This is a genomic window from Mesobacillus stamsii (genome assembly GCF_030814065.1).
In the GTDB taxonomy this organism is placed as follows: Bacteria; Bacillota; Bacilli; order Bacillales; family Cytobacillaceae; genus Mesobacillus; species Mesobacillus stamsii.
On record NZ_JAUSUN010000013.1, the window covers coordinates 48,641 to 65,948 of the forward strand.

At 38.4% G+C, this 17,308-nt stretch carries 30 protein-coding genes and 1 pseudogene; 29 read left to right on the forward strand and 2 right to left on the reverse strand.

Annotation, left to right across the window (positions count from 1 at the left end; genetic code table 11):
• Positions 1-12: 12 nt before the first annotated feature.
• The 3 genes and pseudogenes from J2S25_RS11665 to J2S25_RS11675 form a co-directional block, all read left to right on the forward strand.
• The gene (locus J2S25_RS11665; protein WP_307191970.1) at positions 13-1,131 is read left to right on the forward strand and encodes an SPOR domain-containing protein; all 1,119 of its coding nucleotides are present in this window, start codon (positions 13-15) and stop codon (positions 1,129-1,131) included.
• Between the two features lie 190 nt (positions 1,132-1,321).
• Positions 1,322-1,936 carry a Maf family protein gene (locus tag J2S25_RS11670; RefSeq protein ID WP_044392967.1) on the forward strand — a complete coding sequence of 205 codons (615 nt, stop codon included), beginning with the start codon at positions 1,322-1,324 and terminating at the stop codon, positions 1,934-1,936.
• Positions 1,937-1,958: 22 nt separating this feature from the next.
• Positions 1,959-2,357: pseudogene (locus J2S25_RS11675) on the forward strand (UPF0758 domain-containing protein); the annotation flags it as partial.
• A gap of 27 nt (positions 2,358-2,384) precedes the next feature.
• Here the strand turns inward: J2S25_RS11675 and J2S25_RS11680 are convergent.
• Positions 2,385-3,782 carry a recombinase family protein gene (locus J2S25_RS11680; RefSeq protein WP_307191971.1) on the reverse strand — a complete coding sequence of 466 codons (1,398 nt, stop codon included), beginning with the start codon at positions 3,780-3,782 and terminating at the stop codon, positions 2,385-2,387.
• Between the two features lie 73 nt (positions 3,783-3,855).
• Positions 3,856-4,521 carry a LexA family protein gene (locus J2S25_RS11685; RefSeq protein WP_307191972.1) on the reverse strand — a complete coding sequence of 222 codons (666 nt, stop codon included), beginning with the start codon at positions 4,519-4,521 and terminating at the stop codon, positions 3,856-3,858.
• Between the two features lie 141 nt (positions 4,522-4,662).
• Here J2S25_RS11685 and J2S25_RS11690 point away from each other — a divergent pair, with 141 nt between their 5' ends.
• The 26 genes from J2S25_RS11690 to J2S25_RS11815 all read left to right on the forward strand — a co-directional run bounded on the left by J2S25_RS11690 (position 4,663) and on the right by J2S25_RS11815 (position 17,295).
• Positions 4,663-4,902, forward strand: coding sequence for a helix-turn-helix domain-containing protein (locus J2S25_RS11690; protein WP_307191973.1), 240 nt, complete (start codon positions 4,663-4,665; stop codon positions 4,900-4,902).
• A 14-nt stretch (positions 4,903-4,916) separates the two neighbouring features.
• Entirely contained in the window at positions 4,917-5,039 is a 123-nt protein-coding gene (locus J2S25_RS11695) for a hypothetical protein (protein WP_307191974.1), read from the forward strand.
• On the forward strand, positions 5,036-5,329 hold the full coding sequence (locus tag J2S25_RS11700) for a hypothetical protein (protein WP_307191975.1): 294 nt from the start codon (positions 5,036-5,038) through the stop codon (positions 5,327-5,329). The genes J2S25_RS11695 and J2S25_RS11700 overlap by 4 nt, the downstream gene beginning before the upstream one ends.
• 82 nt (positions 5,330-5,411) lie before the next feature.
• Positions 5,412-6,176, forward strand: coding sequence for a phage regulatory protein/antirepressor Ant (locus J2S25_RS11705; RefSeq protein WP_307191976.1), 765 nt, complete (start codon positions 5,412-5,414; stop codon positions 6,174-6,176).
• A gap of 82 nt (positions 6,177-6,258) precedes the next feature.
• A complete protein-coding gene (locus J2S25_RS11710) occupies positions 6,259-6,516 on the forward strand; it encodes a hypothetical protein (RefSeq protein WP_307191977.1) in 258 nt (85 codons plus the stop codon).
• Positions 6,517-6,737: 221 nt separating this feature from the next.
• Positions 6,738-6,995 (forward strand): hypothetical protein, encoded by a 258-nt coding sequence (locus J2S25_RS11715; RefSeq protein WP_307191978.1) that lies wholly within the window; start codon positions 6,738-6,740, stop codon positions 6,993-6,995.
• A gap of 1 nt (position 6,996) precedes the next feature.
• Entirely contained in the window at positions 6,997-7,473 is a 477-nt protein-coding gene (locus J2S25_RS11720; protein WP_307191979.1) for a siphovirus Gp157 family protein, read from the forward strand.
• The gene (locus J2S25_RS11725; protein WP_307191980.1) at positions 7,470-7,613 is read left to right on the forward strand and encodes a hypothetical protein; all 144 of its coding nucleotides are present in this window, start codon (positions 7,470-7,472) and stop codon (positions 7,611-7,613) included. Before J2S25_RS11720 ends, J2S25_RS11725 begins: the two co-directional genes overlap by 4 nt.
• Positions 7,606-8,289, forward strand: coding sequence for an ERF family protein (locus J2S25_RS11730; RefSeq protein ID WP_307191981.1), 684 nt, complete (start codon positions 7,606-7,608; stop codon positions 8,287-8,289). The genes J2S25_RS11725 and J2S25_RS11730 overlap by 8 nt, the downstream gene beginning before the upstream one ends.
• 12 nt (positions 8,290-8,301) lie before the next feature.
• The gene (locus tag J2S25_RS11735) at positions 8,302-9,192 is read left to right on the forward strand and encodes a phage replication protein O (RefSeq protein ID WP_307191982.1); all 891 of its coding nucleotides are present in this window, start codon (positions 8,302-8,304) and stop codon (positions 9,190-9,192) included.
• A 4-nt stretch (positions 9,193-9,196) separates the two neighbouring features.
• A complete protein-coding gene (locus tag J2S25_RS11740) occupies positions 9,197-9,475 on the forward strand; it encodes a hypothetical protein (RefSeq protein WP_307191983.1) in 279 nt (92 codons plus the stop codon).
• Positions 9,476-9,594: 119 nt separating this feature from the next.
• Complete coding sequence (gene ssb, locus J2S25_RS11745) at positions 9,595-10,023, forward strand: single-stranded DNA-binding protein (RefSeq protein ID WP_307191984.1); 429 nt, start codon at positions 9,595-9,597, stop codon at positions 10,021-10,023.
• Positions 10,023-10,433, forward strand: a complete 411-nt coding sequence (locus tag J2S25_RS11750) for a DUF1064 domain-containing protein (RefSeq protein ID WP_307191985.1) — start codon at positions 10,023-10,025, stop codon at positions 10,431-10,433. Before ssb ends, J2S25_RS11750 begins: the two co-directional genes overlap by 1 nt.
• 119 nt (positions 10,434-10,552) lie before the next feature.
• On the forward strand, positions 10,553-10,753 hold the full coding sequence (locus J2S25_RS11755) for a hypothetical protein (protein ID WP_307191986.1): 201 nt from the start codon (positions 10,553-10,555) through the stop codon (positions 10,751-10,753).
• Positions 10,754-10,966, forward strand: coding sequence for a hypothetical protein (locus J2S25_RS11760; protein ID WP_307191987.1), 213 nt, complete (start codon positions 10,754-10,756; stop codon positions 10,964-10,966).
• A complete protein-coding gene (locus J2S25_RS11765; protein ID WP_307191988.1) occupies positions 10,963-11,313 on the forward strand; it encodes a hypothetical protein in 351 nt (116 codons plus the stop codon). Before J2S25_RS11760 ends, J2S25_RS11765 begins: the two co-directional genes overlap by 4 nt.
• Positions 11,297-11,869 (forward strand): sigma-70 family RNA polymerase sigma factor, encoded by a 573-nt coding sequence (locus J2S25_RS11770; RefSeq protein ID WP_307191989.1) that lies wholly within the window; start codon positions 11,297-11,299, stop codon positions 11,867-11,869. The genes J2S25_RS11765 and J2S25_RS11770 overlap by 17 nt, the downstream gene beginning before the upstream one ends.
• 55 nt (positions 11,870-11,924) lie before the next feature.
• Positions 11,925-12,248 (forward strand): hypothetical protein, encoded by a 324-nt coding sequence (locus tag J2S25_RS11775; RefSeq protein WP_307191990.1) that lies wholly within the window; start codon positions 11,925-11,927, stop codon positions 12,246-12,248.
• Complete coding sequence (locus tag J2S25_RS11780) at positions 12,245-12,466, forward strand: hypothetical protein (RefSeq protein WP_307191991.1); 222 nt, start codon at positions 12,245-12,247, stop codon at positions 12,464-12,466. The genes J2S25_RS11775 and J2S25_RS11780 overlap by 4 nt, the downstream gene beginning before the upstream one ends.
• A 24-nt stretch (positions 12,467-12,490) precedes the next feature.
• Positions 12,491-12,781, forward strand: coding sequence for a MazG nucleotide pyrophosphohydrolase domain-containing protein (locus tag J2S25_RS11785; protein ID WP_307191992.1), 291 nt, complete (start codon positions 12,491-12,493; stop codon positions 12,779-12,781).
• 150 nt (positions 12,782-12,931) lie between these two features.
• Entirely contained in the window at positions 12,932-13,321 is a 390-nt protein-coding gene (locus J2S25_RS11790) for a DUF7694 domain-containing protein (protein ID WP_307191993.1), read from the forward strand.
• Positions 13,322-13,498, forward strand: coding sequence for a hypothetical protein (locus tag J2S25_RS11795; protein WP_307191994.1), 177 nt, complete (start codon positions 13,322-13,324; stop codon positions 13,496-13,498).
• Positions 13,499-13,500: 2 nt separating this feature from the next.
• A complete protein-coding gene (locus J2S25_RS11800) occupies positions 13,501-14,457 on the forward strand; it encodes a hypothetical protein (RefSeq protein WP_307191995.1) in 957 nt (318 codons plus the stop codon).
• 103 nt (positions 14,458-14,560) lie between these two features.
• Positions 14,561-15,547, forward strand: coding sequence for a DNA cytosine methyltransferase (locus tag J2S25_RS11805; protein ID WP_307191996.1), 987 nt, complete (start codon positions 14,561-14,563; stop codon positions 15,545-15,547).
• Between the two features lie 428 nt (positions 15,548-15,975).
• Positions 15,976-16,653, forward strand: a complete 678-nt coding sequence (locus J2S25_RS11810; protein ID WP_307191997.1) for a hypothetical protein — start codon at positions 15,976-15,978, stop codon at positions 16,651-16,653.
• Between the two features lie 63 nt (positions 16,654-16,716).
• The gene (locus J2S25_RS11815) at positions 16,717-17,295 is read left to right on the forward strand and encodes a hypothetical protein (protein ID WP_307191998.1); all 579 of its coding nucleotides are present in this window, start codon (positions 16,717-16,719) and stop codon (positions 17,293-17,295) included.
• The last annotated feature ends 13 nt before the right edge of the window (positions 17,296-17,308 follow it).

The window sequence follows — 17,308 nt, forward strand, 5'->3', positions numbered from 1 at the left end:
GAGGTACAAGTTTTGGACAAACATGGAAAAACGATTACGATCAAGATTAATGGCAAGCACCAACCGGTTCAGGAAGTCAGCCAGAGTCAGCAACATGACAGTGAAAAAAAGAGGCAAACAGAAGATTGGACAGAAATTAGTAAAAAGGAAACAGAACGAAGTGGCAATGTTCCAATAAATGAACATCGTGAGGATCGGAGCAAAGTGTATCCGCTCGATAATGATGCAATGGTAAAGGAAACGGCTGCTGCTCAGGAAAAGACTGAGGATGATTTTGACTGGATTTTGCCTGATTCAGGCGAACAGCAGAGCGTGAAAGAATATAAATTCATCCCAAAGCAGCAAAAGAAAAAGAAGAGTCTGGGAATATCCGTTTGGAACACAAAAACAAAGCGAAGCAACTGGTTTTCCAAAACCATCATTGTGGCTGTTTTGTTGGCAGTATTGATCGGTACAGCATTTGGGGTTACGTTCCTTAAATTTGTCGCATCGGAACAGGGAACAACTGCTTCACCGGCTGCAAATCCACCACAAGCAGGTTCACAAGCAAAAGATCAGGCGAGCGGCGGACAAGAACTAGAGTTGAAACCGATCCCTGTGTTCATCGTTCAGAACGGTATTTTTACGACTGAGGATCGTGCGAAGGAACGAGTAAAGCTGCTTGCAGATCAGGGAATCGCAGCGGAACAGTTTTCTGTAAATGGCCAATTTGCTGTCTATTTACGTATAGCTGGCAGCATCGAGGAAGCGAAACAACAGGCAGATGAACTTAAGCTTCAAGGGCTGGAGGTTTTTGCAAAACCTTTTGAAATCTCTGGCGGAAAAGTCTCTGGAGTGAGTGCAGAGGAGGCGGCATTCCTTCAGCAGTCTTCAGAGATCTATCCGATCCTCATGAGCGGTTCGCAAGTGTCACCAGATGAAAGGAAGAAAGTAGAAGATTTCAACGCGCTGCACGGAACAATTGCAAATAGGTCCATAGAAGATAGGAACATCCAAAAAGCCATTGCTAGTATGGAAAAGGCAAGCGGATCATTCATTGGGTACCAGACAACAAAGGATGCGAATCAGCTTGCAGAAATGGAGAAAAGCCTCCTCTCCTTTCTAGCTGCCTATCAAGCGATTGGAAAGTAAAGAATAGTAGCAAAAAAAGCAAAAAAAGAATATTTTCCGGGAAATTGTACAAATTAACAGAGCCTTCGACATTTGTCGGCAAGCTCTGATTTTTTTTGCGAATTGTTAGATAAGGATTGTCGCAAATGGTGAACTCTGATAGTATTAGCTTGTATCTCCCTTGATGCAATCCATAAAGAAAGGTGATGTTATGCAACGCCTCATTTTAGCCTCTTCTTCTCCACGGCGAAAAGAACTTCTTGAAAACCTCCGCTTGAAATTCGAAATCTCGAGCAGTGACGCAGATGAAAGTTTCAGTGAGAACTTGAGCCAATCTGAAGCAGTTATGGAGCTTGCTTCCAGAAAAGCGAAAATAGTAGCTCAGCAATTTCCAGATTGTTTCGTGATTGGTGCCGATACGGTCGTGGTCCATGATGGAATGATCCTTGGAAAACCTGTAAGCGGACAAGAAGCTTCAAAGATGCTTAAAAAACTGTCTGGAGATACTCATTCAGTTTTTACCGGAGTATCGATCATCTCCCCTGAGAAGGAAACGCGTTTTTATGAAAAAACAGATGTGACGTTCTGGGAATTGTCAGACGAAGAAATCGACACCTATATTAAGAGCGGTGAACCATTTGATAAGGCTGGCGGCTATGGGATTCAGGGATTCGGCAGCATGCTTGTCCAAGCAATCGATGGGGATTATTACACAGTTGTTGGACTTCCTGTATCAAGATTGATCAGGGAGTTAAGAAAAATCGGTTATAGCCTTCCTTATGAAAAGAAAACTACAGAAACTTCTTCTACACTTCCCTCGTCATAATCATGACTGGGAGGAAATTCTATTGTCTACACATTCATTAAAGATCAGAGATTACCCTCAAAATGAACGGCCTAGGGAGCGGTTTATTCAAAACGGTCCCCAAAGCCTTTCCAATCATGAATTGCTTGCGCTGTTATTAGGTACGGGGTCGCGTGAGGAATCAGTCCTCCAGCTTGCCAACCGGATGCTTTCTCAGTTTGAGGGGCTGCGTATGTTAAAGGATGCAACCCTTGAAGAGCTGACGCAAATGAAAGGGATTGGCCAAGCAAAAGCGATCCATGTTCTTGCTGCCGTTGAAATCGGCAGGCGCATTGCCAACCATACCCTCGATGAACGCTATGTCATCCGGTCGCCGGAGGACGGTGCAAAATACCTCATGAATGATATGCGCTTTTTAACACAAGAACATTTCGTCTGTATAAAGTTTGCATAAATACAAATAAAAAAATCAAAAATAATGAACACCATTAACAAATGCCTTCCCTTCTTTCTTTTCGATTTCTACGCTTTCTACAAACGTGGCCATAAATTGCTTTTTATCATGTGGTGGTAAGTGGGCCCAATTCGCAACAAAGTCTTTTGACAATTCTTTTATCTTTTTCTGGTCCACTTGTTCATTTTCTTTTGGAGTAATCTGATTTAATTCCGCTGTCAATTCATCAAGTTTAAGTTTAGTTTCTAACATTTGTTTCGTAAATTCATCATCAGTCATATGGTCTTTAGACCAGGCTTTTTGAAATTTTTCTCTTTGTCTTTTTACGGTATTGATTTGTTGTTCGAATTTATTTATTAAATCATTATTCTTTTCTTTAGGTTCATGATATTCATTTTCAAATATTAATCCGTCCATATAAGCTAATAAAGCTTTCTCTACTTTAATTTCACTAACTCCAAAAGCTTGTCTTTTATTTAATGCGCAAGCTTGGCATCTATAATAGTTTCTTTCTACTTGAGCCAAGTCTCGTTTTCTAAAATAACTAGATCGTTCACATGTCAATCTATTTCCGCAAGTAGGACATTTTAATTTCATTTGGAAAATAAATATACTATTTGTTTCTCTTATTTTTAAATTTTGCCTGCTTTTAAGGATATGTTGAATATTATTAAATTCCTCTTTTGTGATAATTCCTGCGTGAGTTTGTTCAATAACTTCATCTCTCCACTTTAGCGCACCATACAATGCCTGGTTGTGGAGGATATCTAACATGGTAGCAATATGCCACTTATAACCCCTGATCGGTTTAACATTACTGTTATTCATCATATCTGATAGTTTTCTGATTGATGTTCCTGATTTGATTTCCTCAATCCACGATAAAATTATCTTGCTTTGTTGTTCGTTTATGATGAGTTTGTTATCCTTTTTATCAAATCCATAAGGAGCCTTTGCGCTGTATTCGCCTTGTCTCGCCTTTTCGACCTGCCCCATAATTACCCTTTCACCTAGGTTTTCTCGCTCCCATTGAGCCAATGCCGCAACAATGGTAATAAACATTCTTCCCATCGCTGTTGTGGTGTCGTACACTTCTGTTGCTGATTTAAAAGCACAATTATATTTATCAAACGTTTCGAGCAATCGATACAAATCCAATACAGATCTGGTAAGCCTGTCTAATTTATATACGAGGACAGTTTTGATTGAGTCACTTTTTATATGTTCTAATAATATTTTTAATTGCGGACGATCTGTGTCTTTTGCTGACAATCCCTCATCCACATAAAACTTGAAATCATCCCACCCTTGAGCAATACAATAAGCTTTCAAACGTTCTTTTTGAGCAGATATCGAATATCCTTCCTGTACCTGTTCTTGCGTACTTACCCTAATATAAATCCCCACAGTCATCACGCACCATCCTCCTTAAAATAAAGAGCAGCTGATCAGGCTGCTCCCATTAAATCTCTAGCTAGATATTTAATTACAAGTTTTGAGTAAAGCGGATTGCCTTCCCAATAATTCTGGCCGGGTGATCTTTATCGATAATATATGGTTCAAACGATGGATTATCAGGCATGAGAATTATTGTATTCCCTTGTTTTTTAACTCGTTTCAAAGTTGCTTCTGTTTCATCATTTAAGAGTACAGCAGCTATCTCGCCATTTTCTACTTCTGGTTGCTCTCTGATTAAAACTTTAGATCCGTTTGGGATTGTCGGTTCCATCGATTTCCCTTCTGTTTCTAAGTAGTATAAGTTTCCAGACGGTAGATCTGTTATTGATTCGTACTGATAACCAGAAAAATTTTCCGCTACGTAAATCGGCTCTCCACAAGCGATTTTTCCGAGGACTGGAATCTTAATAGTCATAGGCTCAACTTTAGATAAATTGGAAGCATCTACATCGTCTCTAAAACGTGGGTCAATATCTCCCTTGTCGATACCTAAAGCACGTGACAGTTTTTCGGAGTTACCAGGAGTCGGCAATGATGTTCCATTTACATAGCCATTAATGGTTGTTTTTGGTATTCCTGTCTTAACGGACAAATCAGTTTGAGATATTTTTCTTGAGTTCATGTATGTAGCCAATGCTTCCTTAACATATTGCTTCATACTCTCTTGCATGGGTGTATTTTTTGGTCTAGGCATATCGTTCACCTCCTTTCTTCATTATTATATCGAATAGTTTAGTAAATTAATAGGATTATTTATATAAAAAATACGATTATTTTCGTTGACAATACGAATAAAATCGTATATTATTAAGTTAATAAGAAAGGAGGAAACAAAATGAAATTTGGTTTAACATTGGAAGCTGCTCGTACAAACGCTGGATATACACTAAAAGAAGCAGCAGTTAAATTCGGTGTTCATCCACAAACTTTATCAAGCTATGAAAGGGATTCGAGCAATGTACCATTTTCTTTCATTGAAAAAGTTCATGTGGTTTACAAAGTACCAAAAGAAATTATTTTTTTTGGGAACAAGTACGAATTTATTCGTACTATGAGAGAGAAAGATATTATTTAAAGGAGATTGTCTAAATGAAAAAGCACCAGGCAATGCCACCTCCCGAAGTACAACAAAAAATGATGGAATTTTTTATCAACAGATCTGTACCACTTATTATGGCAGAACAACAAAATAAAGGAGGAGTAAAAAAATGAAAAAACAAACAGAAATCGACTTTAAACAATTGGAAAAACAATACGGCGCTGATCTAGTTGAAGAAATTAAAATGGACTTGGATTATGCAACAGAGCATAATCACGAATGGAAATTCGAGATTATTGAAGAAACAACTTACTTTATCACATTTGCATTTGTGTACTCTTTCTCTACGAGATTTTATGAAGTTTCGAAAAAAAGGAAAGAAATAGATGAAAGACATGTAATCAGCCGTTATAAATGCAAAAAAATAATCGAATTAATGGACAGTATTGACCAGGATGAATAAGCCTTTCTCTTTTATCGAATTTGCGAAATTTGATGAACGAAAAGATTAATAAATAAAAGTTTCAAGCATAGGAGGAAACCGGATGAAAGAATTAGTTTTTGTCGAAAACAACGAGGTTGTTACAGATTCGTTAACTGTTGCTGAGGTTTTTGGCAAGGAGCACAAGCACGTTGTACGAGACATCAAAAATCAAACAAACAAATTATTTGAAGCAGCAGAAGTGGAATTTCTCAAGTCCAACTTTGGACTGGAAACTTATAAGGCTGATAACAACAAGATGGCCAAAAGGTATTTATTGACTGAAGATGCTTTCACTATTGTCGCTATGTCATATACCACTCCAGAAGCAATGAAATTTAAAGTAAAGTTCATTCAGGAATTTAAAAAGATGAGGGCAGAATTGGCAAATAAAAATCTTCCTTCTTACGCAATTGAGGATCCAATTGAAAGAGCACAACAATGGATTTTAGAGCAAACAGAAAAGAAAAAGCTCGAGCAGCAAATCCAGATCGACAAACCAAAAGTCATCTTCGCCGATGCGGTGAGCGCGTCAAAAACTTCTATCTTAATCGGTGATCTCGCCAAGTTGCTAAAACAAAACGGATATGGCACTGGACAAAAGCGGCTTTTCGAGGAATTGCGCCAGGATGGTTACCTGATAAAACGTAAGGGTGCTGATTACAATAGTCCGACACAAAGAGCAATGGAAATGGGCTTGTTTGAAGTCAAAGAAACAGCAGTCACTCATTCTGACGGACATGTCACCATATCCAAAACAACTAAGGTAACTGGTAAAGGTCAGCAATACTTCATTAACAGATACTTGAATAAATTGGTGCTCAGCTGATGGGCGCATTAGCAACAGCAATCATCATACTGCCACTAATGCTTTTAGGAGTAACAATTTTACACTTCATGGGGGAATTCGAGTGAACAAACCATTTAATGTATTACCACACGATCTTGAAAAAGCAGTGACGCATTACAGCTGCAGCTATTCCTGCATAACCAGAGCTGAAAATGCTCTAGTAGAGGGTGATTATGATCTGGTGATTAAGCGAGCTGAGGACTTAATTCGTTCTGCAAAGCAGCTAAAGAATATGCAGCATAAGAAATATTTGATAGATGAAGTCATCGGAGAGATTAAGGGTCCAACATTGTTCGTCATAAACATTGAAGGGAGGTGAGAAAAGTGGATATCGAGCATCCTGACATTGCAAGAATCCGAAGAACAGGAAGCGTACGAAAGGCAATCTAAGAACCTGAATATTGCGGTTTAGATTATTTTAAATTAAACACAAGCGTGTAGGCAGTAACACTTCAACGAGCTTTCACGACACTAGCAAGTTTTTTGAAACAGAGGAAGCTTGCGAAAAATACATCGAATCATTAAAGGAGGCTCACTCACATGAATAAGGAACGACTCATGCAGTTTTTGTCCGATGCGATTGATTCAGGAGCGTATCTAAGTATCCACATGACACAGTTCGAAGGGGATAACTATAACCCTGTATTTCGTGAAGAAGCTGAAAACCGCGCGAAACGGTTTGCAAGCATCATTAGTCAGCCGATTGAGGAACTTGATTGCGATTCATTTATTGTTGGCAGCACAGGTACGAATGGCATTCATGGCGCATTCGCGTTTGTCAAAGAGGAGGTACTATAAAATGAATTTATACTCTCTCACAGCAGCATACCAACACATTCAATCACTAATCGAGGACGGAGGAGAAAACCTTGCCGATACTCTCGAATCACTCAACGATGCCATCGAAGTAAAAGCTGTCGGCTATGCAAAAATCATTAAAAACTTGGAAGGACAAGCACTAGCCATAAAATCAGAAGAAGAACGATTGGCAGGCCGGAGGAGAAGCATCGAAGGGAACACGAAGCGACTGAAAGAAGCACTTGAGCAATCCATGATTCAAACAAATATTAAGAAGTTAAAAACAGAATTGTTCTCATTCAATATTCAAAAAAATCCTCCTGGTGTTGAGGTATTAAAAGAAAATATTATACCAAAAAACTATTTTATTGAGCAGGAGCCTAAGCTGGATAAAAAAACTATTTTACAAGATTTGAAGAATGGCGTAAAAGTACCTGGCGTTGAAATGAGACAGAGTGAAGGATTGCGGATTCGATGACTATTACCGTATTCCATATTAATAATAAATGGTTCCTTCCAGTAGCTGATGGCATGAGGGAATTATCCTCTGCTGTCGTCAATACATGGCGCGATGATGGAGTAAATATTGAGGTTAAGGAGGCGGAGCTGTATGTCTGATAATCTATCCATCTATCAAAAATTATTGGAAGTTAGAAAGATTGTTCCATACCTCCAAAAAGAAGCGCAAGGGCACCAATATCAGTACGTAGGTAGCTCACAAGTGTTATCTGCTGTACGTCAACAATTGGACAGACTTGGAATATTACTAACTGTTAAGATCATCGGACATAACGTGTCATCGGAAACAGTGGAAAACAAAGATAAAAATGGAAACTTAAAGAGAACAACAACTTATTTTACTGAATTAGATCTCGAGTATACATGGATTAACGCGGACAATCCTAGTGAAACACTATCCTTGCCGTTTTATGGACAGGGAGTAGATATAGCTGGGGAAAAAGGTGTCGGCAAGGCCTTAACATATGCGGAAAAATATTTTTTGCTTAAACAGTTTAATATTGCAACAGATAAAGATGACCCAGATGCATTCCAGGAAAAATCAGAAGTGTATAAAAAGCCAGAACCTATATCATCGGAAGAAATTGGTGAGCTAAAAATGAAAGTATTGGAGTTTGCGAGGTTACGCGGAAAAACAGAACAAGATGTATTAAAAGCTCTAGCAGTAGATGATATTACAATATTGACATCAAGCGAAGGAAAATCAGCGATAAAAACATTAAACGGATGGATTTCAGCTGCAAGAAAAGTTGTTAAAAAACAAGAAAATGAGTAAGAAGGTGAGGGGATGCAAGGGTACGTAAAGCTATACAGAAAAACAATGGACAGCATCATCTGGCAAGACCCTTACTATTTAAAACTTTGGATGTATTGCCTGATGAAAGCATCTCATAAAGAGCACAATCAACTAGTCGGAAATCAAAATATTATGCTAAAAGAAGGCGAATTTATTACGGGAAGAAGTTCCCTTTCTGACGACTTAAATAAGGGTATGAAACCTAATTTTAAGCAAAGTGAGATTTCGTGGTGGAGGTACTTGAACAATCTAGAAAAGTGGGGAATGTTGAACATCAAAAAAACCAATAAATACAGTGTTGTATCAATACTTAAGTGGTATGAATATCAAGAAACTGAACAACAAATGAACAACAAATGCACAACAGATGAACAACAGTTGATCACAAACAAGAATGTAAAGAATGTAAAGAATGATAAAAATGAAAAGAATAAAAAGATTAATAGTCGCAAACGAGTTTACGACGTCGACTCTATCCACTATCAATTAGCTGATCGGTTATTTAAAAAAATATTACTAAACAATTCGGAATACAAACAACCGAATTTACAAAAGTGGGCAGATGACATAAGGCTAATGATGGAGATTGATAAACGTAATGCAGAACAAATAACTTATGTGATTGATTGGAGTCAGACTCATCAATTTTGGAAAACAAATATATTGTCAGTCTCTAAGTTAAGAGACAAGTACGATCAATTAGTTATCCAGATCAAGGCTGGTAAAACGGACAAGCCTAAACCAAAAAAAGAAGCGCTTCCTGTGGACTTTGAAAAATGGCAGAGAGCCGGAGAACAAAAATCAGGACAACATGAATACGATGATGACTTTGAAGTAGAGAGAGAAAAACTAGCAGCGGAACTTGCGGCAATGAAAAGGTGAAGCGATGAGAAGCTACGAAAAACGGACAATTAACACACTTGAATCAAATTATATGAGCGAGGAACGGTTAAATATATATACCTCGCTTGAGGATATTGAAGAAATACGCTGGCATTGGAGCATGGAAGAAATAAACGTTTTTGAAAGTCTATGGAAACAAGGAAAAGGATTGGTGGATATAGCTGCATATTTTAATCACACAGAACTAAGTATTCTGCTTTTATCGCTTGATAGATTAGCAAAAGGAGAGATAACTAGGAGGTCAGAATGGAAAATCCGATAAAAAATAACCTTCCAAAGAAGGTTAAAGCGTCGAATTTTAAGATTGTTTGACTCAGGCTTCCGGCCTTTACGAATCAAGAGGAGCCTAAAAATAGTATAACACGAAATGGAGTGAAATTCATGTTAAATAGAGTCGTGCTAGTTGGTAGATTGACTAAGGAACCAGATTTACGCATAACGCAAAATGGAAAATCGGTGGCGAACTTCACATTAGCGGTAAATAGGAATTTTAAAAATGCGCAAGGTGAACAGGAAGCGGACTTTTTAAATGTTGTTCAGTGGAACGGAGCGGAGAACACAGCGAACTACCTGAAAAAAGGATCGCTTGCTGGAGTGGATGGCAAGGTGCAGACACGGAGTTATGAGGGTAACGATGGGAAACGTGTTTATGTGACTGAAATACTAGCGGAATCCGTGCAGTTTTTAGATACAAAGGGCAATGACAGCCAAAAGGAAAAGAAAGCCGATACAGGGCAACAGGTGAAGAATGATGACCCATTCGCTGGCGGTGGTCAAATCGGTATCTCAGATGATGATCTTCCGTTCTGATGAGTAAATATAATGCGGTTAAAACATCCATAGATGGCTTTACATTTGATTCTAAAGTTGAGGGGGAGTATTACCTTAAATTAAAAGAAAAACAGCGTACAGGAGAAATACTAGCGTTTGAGCTACAACCTAAATTCTTATTACAAAACGGATTCCGAAAAGAAGGGAAATGGATTCATCCAATCCACTATATCGCAGATTTTGAAGTGACCTATCCAGACGGACGAGTAGAAATTGTAGATATAAAAGGGCAAACAACACAAGTGTTTGATCTAAAAAAGAAACTGTTTTATGCAAAACATCCAGATAAAACTCTAAAACTATTAAAAAAAGTGAATAAGTATGGGGGTTTTATAGAGCTAGATGAATATGCCAGGATAAAAAAGGAGGAAAAGAAAAATGCCAAATAACGAGGTACCGGTGGCATGAACAGGGCCGAGAGATTATTGGCTCTTTACAAAAAAGCAAATTTGCTGAATGAAGAACTGCCGAAAGAATTGATCGAGAAGTTATCGCTATATGGGCAGATTTGGAAGGAACAGAAACCAAAACAGCAAAAGAAAAGGAAGCAGCAGCAGAAGTTATCGGGGCACAATCAAGAAGGGAAGAAGCGATCGCAGAAGCAGATGCTCAACGATGGAAAAACGCATATACGAGCACAAGCGAAGCAATCCAAATTTTAAAGAAACGGTATGAGCATATGCAGAATGTTTCGAAGGGTGGAATATAAATGGACGAAATACCAGACCTGGACAGGCTATTTGACGAAAATGAACTATTGCGCAGAGATTTATTCCATGCGAAAAAAAGAATCAATTCGCTCGAGAAACGTGGGAAAAATTACGCCTATACGATCAGGAGATTAAAAGATCGGTTACGCAAGGTTGATGTAAATGACCGGTATTACAATTCAAACGGAAAGAGGAAGGTGAATAAACGATGATTGAACCAGGAGTTACCATCCCAATTAAAAAAATACAAAATATGAATTATGAGCACCACAGACCGCAAATAAGCCAGACCGTCATAGACACGTTTAGAAGGCTCATAGATGATCAAGACGTGAAAGGAATAGCGAAGTATGGTAAGGCCATCGATGAAGCGTTAGACAGCGAATATGACTGGCTCATGATGGCTTTGGAGGAGTCGGTAGACTTGGCGAAATACCTGACGAAAGAAATCGTGAAATTGCGAAAAGAAAATGACGATCTGGAATATGAGGTAAATTTACAAAAATCATGGATTGCACTCTTGGAAGCGAGGTTGAACCGATATGCCAAAGGTTTATAGTAGTGATCAATTGGCATTGTCATCAGAACAAAGGGAGCTTGCGGAAAAATACGCAGAACTAACGGATAAATTCATTAGTATTTTTAACAGGCGTTTTGGCGGATATGGTTTCGATGCGGTACATGATGCTGGTGTTGAAGCATTGATTAAGTCAGCTAGAAATTTTTCTGCTGATTATGGTGTCGAGTTTGGGCAATTTCTTTATTACAACATGCAGAAAGAAATGCACAAGACAGTCAGGTTTTTCAGCCAACAAAAGCGAAAAGGCAAAATCGTTAGCATGGACAAAGAAAACGAACAGCTTAATGGAAATCCAGGAACACTACACGATCTTATAAGTGTGGAAGATAAATATCAATTTTTTGATACCAGTTTACTTAATCTGCTTATGTCTAAGTTGAACAGACAGGAAAGGTTTTTTATTACTTTACACTACGTGCACGAACTATCTCAACGTGAAATTGCAACAGAAGTAGGGATGTCCCAGCCGCATGTTGGTCGGATATTAAAAAAGGCGTTAGGTAAAATGCGCGATCACGCCAATATGGTTAGCTGATCTCAATAAATCGGCATTTAATGTAGTGTAAATGAATTTTTAAAGGGGAGCAGGCATGACAAAAAATAAATATTTTGTCTACTGGTGCAAGGATTGTGATATTGATTTTTTATTTCGAGCGATTAAAAAGAAAAACTTTAAGGCTCATTGTCCAGTATGCGGAGATTTTATCCACACAGAGCTTGTTAAGCACCTGTGGACAGATAAACATTATGTCTATCACAAACAATATTCTCTGGAAGAAGATGACATTTTAATAGAATGCAGAAACAGAAAGATGCCGGTTGCCGAGATTATGAAAATTTTAGATGGAAGAACGGATAAATCCATTTACTCAAGGATTAGGCAGTTGAAAGATAAGGGGAGGATAGCACGATGAATTGGACGATAGCAAATAAACAGCAATTGTTGCAGATTGCTATGAATGAAGATTGCGAAACGGAAATCAAATATGAAGCAGTAAGGGAATTGCAGTTAAGGTGGACGCAGGACATGCTCACAGACGTCGTTATCATGTACGGTAGGGGGATGCATGCCAAAAGAGATTGCGGAGTTTTTAGGCATAAAAGCAGAGCAAATAGGCGGTATCATCAGTAAGTATCAATTAAGGAGAGTGATAGTGTGATTAATCAATTATGCAAAGAAGCGTATAAAACAGCACAGTCCAAAGGATGGCATGATGAGCAAATGGAAACAGGCACGACGCTGGCTTTAATCCACAGCGAGGTAAGTGAAGCTTTAGAAGCAGATCGCAAAGGCGATGTAGAAAACCTTGTGGAAGAATTAGCCGATGTGTGCATTCGAGTGTTTGACTTTTGTGGAATGAATGAATATGACTTGGAACACATGATACTGAAGAAAATGGAGAAGAACAAGTATCGGTCATATAAGCATGGTGGGAAGAACTACTAGCCATGATCATGGATGGAAGATGATTGAGTTAACAAGCTTACATGAATAAAAATGCAATCAATCACAAGCGACAGGATAATGGATATTAATGTTAGATGCAAATACTTGCAAAGTACAGTGGTATTTCATGCAGAGATTTGGAGGAAAAACATGACTAGATCTGAACGCAGACGACAAGTAAAACACCAAATTGTAGGTTGGATCCGACATCCATCCCCAAAGCAATTGAAAAAATGGGAAGGATGGTTCGGTGAACTTGATCGAGTCTACCGAGACAAAAAAAGCAAATATGTTGTCATGATTCGGGATGTAGAAACCGATTGGGGAACAGTTCAGCACGCATGCATCCGTAACGCTGCCAGTACCGACATTACTTGGATAGAGAAGCAGTGGATAAAGGATCAAATATTTGGACCTGAAAGCATTGCATTGGAAGTATTTCCAAAGGACAGTGAGTTGGTGGACGAGGCGAATATGTATCATCTGTGGGTGCTGCCTCCAGGTATGGATTTACCATTCGGATTACAGGAGGGGAAATAGATGGATGAAAAACCGGTAGTAATTAATATCCCAGCCGTTGAGACTTGGAATATAACAGCGTTAAGACATGCTTGTAAAAAGAACAAAATTAAAGGTTACTCCAAAATGACGCAAGAGCAGCTGATTGCAGAGGTAAATAAAATAATTTTTCGGTTATCGGAGAAGGTGGAGAAATAAAGTTGCTAAATCACATTATTTTCTTTTCTGGTGGAAAAAGTAGTTTTTCAGTCGCTGATTACGTAAAAACAATTTTTCCAGATGACAATATCGTTTTGTACTTCACTGATACTATGTGGGAAGATGAGGACCTTTATAGATTCATTTATGAAGCCAGCGACAAACTAGAACTGCCTATGCTGATTAATAGCAGGGGTATTACACCTCCGCAGTTGATGGTACAGCAGAAATTCATGGCTAACAATCGAGTGGGCACTTGCTCGAAAGAATTGAAAATGAAAGTGTCCTCAAACTTTTTGAAGAAAGGTATTGTTCCAGAGGTTGAGAAATGGCATAACAGGCATCATCTGAAAGCCGATGATTTCATTTCAGACGCTACCATATACTTTGGTATTGGATTCGAGGAAATGCACAGAGAGGGCCCAATCCGGCACAATTGGAAGCCGTTTAAAGTCGAAATGCCATTGATAGAAAATGTGATTAATAATGATGCCGTTTTAGCTAAATACGGTATTAAACAGCCCAGGCTTTACGATATGCAGTTTACTCATAACAACTGCAAAGGAAGATGTGTAAAGGCTGGACAAGGTCACTACAAGAATTTACTCATTAAAGATGAGAAGACATTCATCGAGCTCATGGAGCAAGAGATTGTAATAAGCGATTATATTCGCTATGCAAAGCAGTCGGCAATTAGGAGTGGAAAAGTTAAAGACTATATGTATAAAGATGTTTGGGAGTTTGTTAGTACAGGAAATAAGTCGGCAAAAATTCAACACATAATTGATAGTAACAAGCACACAAAGAACTGGATTTTTGGAAAGAGTCATAAAGGACAGGATATAAAAAAACAATTTACATTTATGAAAACTAAATCATTAGAAGATCTGGAGAAAGAACCCATCCAGTGTGACATGTTGGATATAGGTGGATGTGGTTGTTTCCTAGATTTTGATTAGAAGGGAAAATGATAAATGTGTGATTACCTTAATACACATTTCGATAAAAACACAAAACAGAATAGAAGATGACATATATTATGCTGCAAGAGAGGTGAAAGAAGTGATTAAGATACTTGAATTGTTTGGAGGAATTGGAGCTCCACGAAAAGCCCTAATCAATTTAGGTGTAGATCACAAAGCGATCGATTATGTGGAGATCGATGAAAAAGCAGTTCGTGCCTATAACGCTCTTTACGATAATCGTTATAAGGCCACTTCGGTTGTTGGATATGATTTAAAGCCTGATATTCTTGTACATGGTTCACCATGCCAGGATTTTTCAAGGGCTGGTATTCGGCTAGGTGGCAGTGATGAGGACAAAACACGTAGTTCGTTAATGTGGGAAACTTTAAGAATAATAGAACATATGGGCGAATGGAAACCAAGATATGTAGTATGGGAAAACGTCAAAGGTGTATTGGATAAAGATATGATTCACAGTTTTAATAAGTACTTGGTGCGTATGAAAGAATTAGGCTATACAAATACTTTTGATGTGTTAAATGCTATGGATTTTGGAATACCTCAAAAGCGAGAAAGAGTATTTGTTGTTAGCATACTCGGTCGAAAGGTTTTTGATTTCTCAAAGCTAGAGAAAAAGCCTATGAGGAATATAAGCGAATACCTAGAAAAAAAGGGAAGTGATTTATACAGAATTAAAACACCTTCCATGCTAAGCAAAATCGGTAAAAATGACAGCGGCAGTTTTGCAGGCAGACTGACAAAAATAGAGGATTATACATGGACAATTACCACTAAACAAAATCGTTGTCCTAATAGCGGCATTATCGATATAGGTGAAGGTGAATACAGGATGCTAACCGAAAAAGAATGTTGGCGATTGATGGGTTTTGATGATGAAGATTATGAAGCAGTGTTAAAAGCACATCCAACACGAAAAGGGTGTACCAATGGAATACTCTATAGACTAGCTGGTAATAGTATTGTCGTTAATGTATTAGAAGCGATTTTCGAAGTACTTATAAAAGAGGATTTTGCGACTGAATTTATTAACGAATCCAATGGACAGATGCAGTTAATTTGCTGAACAATCCAATGAAAATACAAAATGGAAAGGAACGATTGAAAGTATGGCTTTTTTGGTACCGTTTCAAGACGAGTTTTGTGGAGAAATAAGAACGATATACGCAGTAAACGAAGAAAGACCCGATAAACATTTTGGGAGTCATATTACATTTTCAGAAGAATGTCGTCATTGTAAAGAGCGTCATTTTTATAGGGTATATGAACCGTTATTACGTTATGTAGTAGGCAACACTGCTAGGGAACAGTATCTTATAAAATGTGCTAGCTGCTCCAATATTTTTTATTGCGATGAAATTGAAATGGATGAAAACTGAAAAACGATATTGATAGTTGACTCATGTAGTTCAGCAAGGGAGTGGAAAAATGAAGGCGAAGAAATAATTGAATTACACAAAAGAAAAATCAAACTTTATGAAGATATAACAAAACTTGAGGCAGAGAAATACAGAAGTGAGAAGGAGGATAAATATGTCTAATAAAAAATATGTCCTGACTGAAACCGTGAAAGAACTTAATGGTGTGAAACTATTTCAAATCAAAGCAATTACAGATTTTGGAGGCGTTGCAAAAGGTGATCTCGGTGGCTGGATTGAAAATGATAAAAATTTAGATTGGTTTGGTGACGCTTGGGTGTACGGTAATGCTTGGGTATGCGGTAATGCTCGGGTATGCGGTGATGCTCTGGTATACGGTAATGCTCGGGTATACGGTAATGCTCGGGTATACGGTAATGCTTGGGTGTCTGGTAATGCTCGGGTATACGGTGACGCTTGGGTGTCTGATAATGCTCGGGTATACGGTAATGCTTGGGTATACGGTAATGCTCGGGTATACGGTAATGCTCGGGTGTACGGTGATGCTCGGGTATACAATGACGCAAGAATTAAATCTGCGAAACACGTAGTCTGGTTTACTCCTGTCGGATCAGAAAACGGCACGTTAACAGCATATGCAACTGCTTCCGGAGAAGTAGAAGTTACTCGTGGATGTTTTAGGGGGAATTTGTCGGAATTTGAATCAGCTGTTACGGAAACACATTCAAACAGCAGGTTCGGCGTAGAATATCTTGCACTCATCAAATATATCAAACTTCGATTCAGTGAGTGATCGGGGCAGAATCTTGGTCAGAAGCTTTTTTTAAACAAGATGCGACACGAAGGAGGGAGAGAAATGGATTTGAAAGATACGAAAATATTTATTCCTGAGATACCAAAGGAATGGAAGCAAAGAACACGTTTCGGTCACACAAATATTTGGAATGACAGTTTTCACAGAAACGGATTACCTGAAGTTAAACTTGATCCGCCAACTAAAGGGTTATACGCTAAACGCTTTGAAGATGGATGGTATTGGGTCTGCGGTTGCCATAAGTGCCTAGAAAATAACAAGCCATATACCTATATTGTGTGCGAAGAACACAACCGTTGCATAACCTGTGGAACTAACAGGAAAGACCTTACTGATACACCTTGGGGTCATCCTGATGGTTTTCAATGCAAACCTTGTCGTGCGAGAGAACATGAAGAACGTAAACAAGAAGCATTACGACTGGCAAAGGAAAACGAACATGATGAATGGGATTGCTACCGTGAAGATAAAATCATCTGTCCTGTATGTGCTTCAGAATGTTCAAGTGATGATATGCATGAAGCCGGGGAACACGAAATGACTTGTTATGTCTGCGATACAGAATTCATGGTTGAAATTGAGTACGAGGTAAAATACACATCCAGTTTGAAAAAAGCTTAGTGAACAATCCGTT

Bases quoted from the DNA above. Each gene is read 5' to 3' on its own strand.
- J2S25_RS11670 (WP_044392967.1), top strand. From the start codon at position 1,322: ATGCAACGCCTCATTTTAGCCTCTTCTTCTCCACGGCGAAAAGAACTT.
- J2S25_RS11680 (WP_307191971.1), bottom strand. From the start codon at position 3,782: ATGACTGTGGGGATTTATATTAGGGTAAGTACGCAAGAACAGGTACAG.
- J2S25_RS11685 (WP_307191972.1), bottom strand. From the start codon at position 4,521: ATGCCTAGACCAAAAAATACACCCATGCAAGAGAGTATGAAGCAATAT.
- J2S25_RS11690 (WP_307191973.1), top strand. From the start codon at position 4,663: ATGAAATTTGGTTTAACATTGGAAGCTGCTCGTACAAACGCTGGATAT.
- J2S25_RS11695 (WP_307191974.1), top strand. From the start codon at position 4,917: ATGAAAAAGCACCAGGCAATGCCACCTCCCGAAGTACAACAAAAAATG.
- J2S25_RS11700 (WP_307191975.1), top strand. From the start codon at position 5,036: ATGAAAAAACAAACAGAAATCGACTTTAAACAATTGGAAAAACAATAC.
- J2S25_RS11705 (WP_307191976.1), top strand. From the start codon at position 5,412: ATGAAAGAATTAGTTTTTGTCGAAAACAACGAGGTTGTTACAGATTCG.
- J2S25_RS11715 (WP_307191978.1), top strand. From the start codon at position 6,738: ATGAATAAGGAACGACTCATGCAGTTTTTGTCCGATGCGATTGATTCA.
- J2S25_RS11720 (WP_307191979.1), top strand. From the start codon at position 6,997: ATGAATTTATACTCTCTCACAGCAGCATACCAACACATTCAATCACTA.
- J2S25_RS11725 (WP_307191980.1), top strand. From the start codon at position 7,470: ATGACTATTACCGTATTCCATATTAATAATAAATGGTTCCTTCCAGTA.
- J2S25_RS11730 (WP_307191981.1), top strand. From the start codon at position 7,606: ATGTCTGATAATCTATCCATCTATCAAAAATTATTGGAAGTTAGAAAG.
- J2S25_RS11735 (WP_307191982.1), top strand. From the start codon at position 8,302: ATGCAAGGGTACGTAAAGCTATACAGAAAAACAATGGACAGCATCATC.
- J2S25_RS11740 (WP_307191983.1), top strand. From the start codon at position 9,197: ATGAGAAGCTACGAAAAACGGACAATTAACACACTTGAATCAAATTAT.
- ssb (WP_307191984.1), top strand. From the start codon at position 9,595: ATGTTAAATAGAGTCGTGCTAGTTGGTAGATTGACTAAGGAACCAGAT.
- J2S25_RS11750 (WP_307191985.1), top strand. From the start codon at position 10,023: ATGAGTAAATATAATGCGGTTAAAACATCCATAGATGGCTTTACATTT.
- J2S25_RS11760 (WP_307191987.1), top strand. From the start codon at position 10,754: ATGGACGAAATACCAGACCTGGACAGGCTATTTGACGAAAATGAACTA.
- J2S25_RS11765 (WP_307191988.1), top strand. From the start codon at position 10,963: ATGATTGAACCAGGAGTTACCATCCCAATTAAAAAAATACAAAATATG.
- J2S25_RS11770 (WP_307191989.1), top strand. From the start codon at position 11,297: ATGCCAAAGGTTTATAGTAGTGATCAATTGGCATTGTCATCAGAACAA.
- J2S25_RS11775 (WP_307191990.1), top strand. From the start codon at position 11,925: ATGACAAAAAATAAATATTTTGTCTACTGGTGCAAGGATTGTGATATT.
- J2S25_RS11780 (WP_307191991.1), top strand. From the start codon at position 12,245: ATGAATTGGACGATAGCAAATAAACAGCAATTGTTGCAGATTGCTATG.
- J2S25_RS11790 (WP_307191993.1), top strand. From the start codon at position 12,932: ATGACTAGATCTGAACGCAGACGACAAGTAAAACACCAAATTGTAGGT.
- J2S25_RS11795 (WP_307191994.1), top strand. From the start codon at position 13,322: ATGGATGAAAAACCGGTAGTAATTAATATCCCAGCCGTTGAGACTTGG.
- J2S25_RS11815 (WP_307191998.1), top strand. From the start codon at position 16,717: ATGGATTTGAAAGATACGAAAATATTTATTCCTGAGATACCAAAGGAA.